Origin of the sequence: Amycolatopsis circi (assembly GCF_003385235.1) — a bacterium.
In the GTDB taxonomy this organism is placed as follows: domain Bacteria; phylum Actinomycetota; class Actinomycetes; order Mycobacteriales; family Pseudonocardiaceae; genus Amycolatopsis; species Amycolatopsis circi.
Genome location: NZ_PQIA01000258.1, coordinates 1 through 4,504, shown reverse-complemented (window position 1 = coordinate 4,504; position 4,504 = coordinate 1). Strand labels below are relative to the sequence as shown.

Sequence of the window (4,504 nt, the reverse complement as noted above, 5' to 3'; positions counted from 1 at the left end):
TCGCATCCAGCAGATGCCCTCTCGCTCGGATTGGTCTTTCCTTCGCAAGAACAACCATCCCAGGCCAGAGGGCATCTGCGCGTCCAGACACGGCCTACAACACCACAAACACCGGTGGATCCAGGTCTGATTCCCTCAGGGTTCCCCTCACGGACAGCCTTTCGGAGGAAGGCGCTATCGCGCGCGGGGGGCGGGGTTCTGCTGGAACTGACCCTGCCAGCTGGCCTGGGCGCCGGTGTCGCCGATCCGCACGATGTCGTAAACCGCCGCCCCGGCAGCCAGGACGGACAGCACGATCAACGTCACGCTGACCGCCTTCGACGCAGGCGCGAGGAAGTTACGACGGCCGTTCTTGGCGGCCGCACCCGCACCAGACACCGCCGCAGCACCGTCAGCCGACGCAGCAGCAACAGCCGCACCACCCGCCGCGCTAGCGCCCGCGTTCACCGCAGCCGTACCGGCCTCCCGCTGCCGCCACCACAGCGCCAAGGCCAGCACCGCCACCGGAATCGCGACCCAGATCGCCGTGTCGCCGATTTCCGTGTGCGCCCGCACGAGCGGCGTCCGCGCCACGCGTCGTTCCAGCCACTCGCCCGCATTCGTCGTAATGGGCACGAGGATAACCACCAGCACCGACAAAATCGCGTTCGCGCCCGCCAGCCGCCTCCGCACCGGGGCCAGGCAGGCGGTGAGCACCAGCACCAGCGCCGACAACGGCAGCAGCACGACAATCGCGTGCACGAGCAGAATATGAGCGGGCAACCCGTTGACCGTCGTCATGCAGCCTTTCCCATCCACGAACCACAACCGGTCACCACTTTGGCCGAACCCCGTTAGCCCCCGGCAAGATCAAGGTGTGAATCAGGTAAGAGCCACCGTGAATCCGACCACCGCGCCGCCCCCGTCCCGCGGCCCGGCGAACACCTCGCCGCCGTGCGAAAGCGCGACTTCCCGCACGATCGACAACCCCAGCCCCGACCCGGGCAAGGACCGCGCGCCCGCCGCCCGATAGAACCGGTCGAACACCCGGTCAGCGTCCTCGCCCGCGATCCCCGGCCCGCGGTCCAGCACCTCGACCCGCCCGTCCCGCACGCGCAGCTCCACCGGGTCGGAGCTGAACTTCACCGCGTTCTCCAGCAGATTCGTCATCGCCCGCTCCAACGCCTTCTCGCGGCCGGAAACCGTCGTGCCATCCGCGTCCACAGCGACCGCACGGCCCGACCGGCGACGCACGCGCGTGGCGGCACGCTCCGCGGGCTCGCGCAGTTCGACGGGCAGCCGCGGCTCGTCGTCGTACTGTCCCGTCGCCAGTTCGACCAGCTCCGTGACCAGGTGGGTCAGCTCGCGCGTCTCGCCGTCGACGTCCGCGAGCAGCCGATTCCGCGCGTCCGGCGACAATTCCTCGAACCGCCGCAGCACGCTCGCGTTGGTGCGCAGGCTGGTCAACGGGGTGCGCAGTTCGTGCGCGGCGTCCTGGACCAGCCGCTCCTGGTCGTCGCGCGCGCGGGCGAGCCGCTCGAGCATTCCGGCGAACGAGGCGGACAGCCTGCCGACCTCGTCGCGGCCGCGGTCCGGGACACCGAGTCCGGGCCGGCTGCCCGCGCTCACCTCCTCGGTCAGCCGGGTGAGCCGGACCAGCCGCCGGGTGATCTGCCGCGCGAGGAGCCAACCGGCCAGCGCTGCCCCGGCCAGCACCGCGAGGCTGACCCAGGTCATCCGTTCGGCCAGGTCGCCGAGGACATGCCGGGTTTCGTCCACGTCGATGCCGAGCTGCAGCGCCCCGCGCCCGGAGCCGAGCGCGACAGTGAGCACGCGGTAGTCGTCCGGCCCGACAGTCGCGTCCGCATAGCGAGTCCCGGCGGTCAGCTCCCGATCAGCAGCGGTGACCGGCAGCGTGACTGGCCGTCCGCCGACGCGATGCACTGTCCCGTCCGGCGCGATCGACTGCGCGACCATCGGCTGCGCTTCGTCGTGGTCGTCGTCGCCCGGGCCGCGGGTGAGCGGGTTCGGCGCGAGCAGTTGCACCGCGCCCGCCGACACCTGCGACGCCGTGCTCAGCAGCGAGCGGTCGAGTTCCGCACTGATCCGCTGGGAAGCCGTGTGATAGCCCAGCACGCCCACGAGAATCGCCGCGCCGCCGCCGACCGCGGCGAACGCGATCGCCAGCTTCCCGCGCAGATTCATGCCGGCCGCACCACATAGCCGACGCCGCGCACGGTGTGGATCAGCTCGTCCGCGCCCGCGCTTTCCAGTTTCCGCCGCAGGTATCCGATGTAGACGGCCAGGTTCTTCGATTCCGGACCGAATTCGTAGCCCCAGATCCGCTGGTGGATCGTGTCGCGGCCGAGCACGATCCCGGCATTGCGCACCAGCAGCTCCAGCAGGTCGAATTCGGTCTTCGACAACGCCACCTCGGTGTCCTGCCACCACACCCGGCGCGCGCCGGCGTCGACCGCCAGCCCGCCCAGCCGCACCACGCGCTGGGCCTGCTCGCCCGGGTCCGCGCTGCGCCGCAGCAACGCGCGCAGCCGGGCGAGCAGTTCGTCCAGTTCGAACGGTTTCGGCAGGTAGTCGTCGGCTCCCGCGTCCAATCCGGCGACCCGGTCGGCGGTCTCGACGCGCGCGGTCAGCATGAGCACCGGGGTGCGGTCGCCGCCCGCGCGCAGCACGCGGCACACGCCGAGGCCGTCGACGCCGGGCATCATCACGTCGATGATCAGGACGTCGAACTCCTCGCTCCGCGCGATCGCGAGCGCCTCGACGCCGTCGGCGACCTCGCTGACCCGGTAGCCCTCCAGTTCGAGCGCGCGGACCAGCGATTCCCGGATCGCCCGGTCGTCGTCGGCCAGCAGAACGCGGTTCGCCATGCCGCCATCATGCCTCGCGGGCGCCCGGGATCACGGCAGCGGACGCGTCCCCGGCACCACCCATTCGCGGTCTACCCGGCCGTCGACCGCGACCAGCACCGCCAGCCCGCCGCGCGCGCCGTCCGACCAGGTTCCGGCGATGGTCTGCCGCACCGGGTCGAGCACCAGTTCGCCGCGCCACGGGCGCGCATCCGTTGCCAGCGCGCGTAATCCGTCGCGGTCCAAGCTGCCTTCGCCCGGTCCGTCGGGAAGTGTCGACCGTCCCTCCGGCGAGGGAATTGTCCAGTTCCGCGCGACTTTTCCGCCGGACAGCACGCACAGGTCGGCTCCGGTGATGACCACGCCGTCGCGCCGGGTGACGTCCCAGGTGAAGGCGAGCCGTTCGGCGCCGTCGATGACGAACGTGCGCGGGACGAAGACATTCCCGACCTCGCGCTGGTACTTGGCGATGAACGCTTCGGCGTCCGCGGGGCCGACCAGCGGGTCGAGTCCGGGTTTGGTGCCCGACCATTGGCGGCCGTCGGCGGTGAGCAACCGGTGCGCGAGCGAGGCGTCCTCGTTCCACATGCGACACCAGAGAGCGGGGATTTCTTCGGGGTTCAGTTCTTTCGGCATGCGACGACGATCGCGGGCGTCGGCGACACCGTCCTGCCGGTGTTTCCGCGCCGCGTGGCGCAGGTCACTCGCCGAGCGGACGGGCGGAGATCCGCGCGAGTTCGGCGTCAAGATCGACTTCGCGGCGCTCGACCCGGTCGCCGGTGAGTTCGATGGCGCGGATCCGGTCCAGCAGAAAGCCGCGGACCGCGTCGCGCAGGCGGCACCAGCCGAGCACGTACCAGCCCGCCGGGCCCCACAACAGCCCCAGCGGCTCGACGTCGCGTTCCGTCTCGTGGCCTTTGGCGTCCACATAGGACAGCCGAAGCACGCGCCGGTCGGCGAGCGCGGTGAGGATCAGTCCGCTGTGGACACCCGGCGGTTCGGGCTCGCCGACCCGGTGCAGCCGCGCGGCGAGGTGCTGTTCGGCGTCGCGGACGTCGGACGGCAGCCGCGCCAGCACCTTGCGCGCCGCCGACTCCGCCGCGCCCGCGAAGGGCGACCCAGCAGCCGAACGCAGCGCGACGGTGATCGCGATGGCTTCCTCCGGCGTGAGAGTGAGCGGCGGCAGGGTCCGCTCGCGGTCGAGGCCGTAACCGCCGGTCCGCCCGGCCTCGGTCCAGATCGGGACGCCTGCCTCGCGCAAAGCACCGAGGTCGCGCTCGACCGTGCGCACGCTGACCTCGAACCGGGCCGCGAGCCACGCCGCGGTCCGGATGCGCGGCGCGACCGCCCGAAGCTCCTCGACAAGCGCGTACAGCCGGTCCGTGCGATTCACCCGGCCAGCCTACGGACCAGCAGATCCTCACCCGATCGGGTGGCTTTGCGGGCGACCGCCGTCACGAGGGAGAACCTGCGCTGTTCCGTTCGCGGGAGCCGCAACCGGCTCCGGTCCGTCCTGTGGAGGGCGGCGGACCGGCGAGGTCCCCTCGTTCGTCGGGGGACGAGGGGGCCGCCGGGCGGGGGTCGGCGCAGGGGGCCGGCCCGTTCCCGGTCCGGCGGGACACTGGGCTCCGCGCCATTACGACGCGCTCGGCCTGCTC

Annotated in this window: 5 protein-coding genes; all 5 read right to left on the bottom strand. The window is 71.6% G+C overall.

Annotated features, from left to right (window positions below; translation table 11 throughout):
- Window positions 1-174: 174 nt before the first annotated feature.
- A complete protein-coding gene (locus D0D37_RS45825) occupies window positions 175-780 on the bottom strand; it encodes a DUF2231 domain-containing protein (protein WP_116206823.1) in 606 nt (201 codons plus the stop codon).
- 81 nt (window positions 781-861) lie between these two features.
- A complete protein-coding gene (locus D0D37_RS45820; protein ID WP_116206822.1) occupies window positions 862-2,184 on the bottom strand; it encodes a HAMP domain-containing sensor histidine kinase in 1,323 nt (440 codons plus the stop codon).
- A complete protein-coding gene (locus D0D37_RS45815) occupies window positions 2,181-2,867 on the bottom strand; it encodes a response regulator transcription factor (protein WP_116206821.1) in 687 nt (228 codons plus the stop codon). The genes D0D37_RS45820 and D0D37_RS45815 overlap by 4 nt, the downstream gene beginning before the upstream one ends.
- A gap of 30 nt (window positions 2,868-2,897) precedes the next feature.
- Window positions 2,898-3,482, bottom strand: a complete 585-nt coding sequence (locus D0D37_RS45810; protein ID WP_116206820.1) for a nuclear transport factor 2 family protein — start codon at window positions 3,480-3,482, stop codon at window positions 2,898-2,900.
- A gap of 64 nt (window positions 3,483-3,546) precedes the next feature.
- Window positions 3,547-4,239 carry a helix-turn-helix transcriptional regulator gene (locus tag D0D37_RS45805; protein WP_116206819.1) on the bottom strand — a complete coding sequence of 231 codons (693 nt, stop codon included), beginning with the start codon at window positions 4,237-4,239 and terminating at the stop codon, window positions 3,547-3,549.
- Window positions 4,240-4,504: the final 265 nt, after the last annotated feature.

Bases quoted from the DNA above. Each gene is read 5' to 3' on its own strand.
- D0D37_RS45820 (WP_116206822.1), bottom strand. From the start codon at position 2,184: ATGAATCTGCGCGGGAAGCTGGCGATCGCGTTCGCCGCGGTCGGCGGC.
- D0D37_RS45825 (WP_116206823.1), bottom strand. From the start codon at position 780: ATGACGACGGTCAACGGGTTGCCCGCTCATATTCTGCTCGTGCACGCG.
- D0D37_RS45815 (WP_116206821.1), bottom strand. From the start codon at position 2,867: ATGGCGAACCGCGTTCTGCTGGCCGACGACGACCGGGCGATCCGGGAA.
- D0D37_RS45810 (WP_116206820.1), bottom strand. From the start codon at position 3,482: ATGCCGAAAGAACTGAACCCCGAAGAAATCCCCGCTCTCTGGTGTCGC.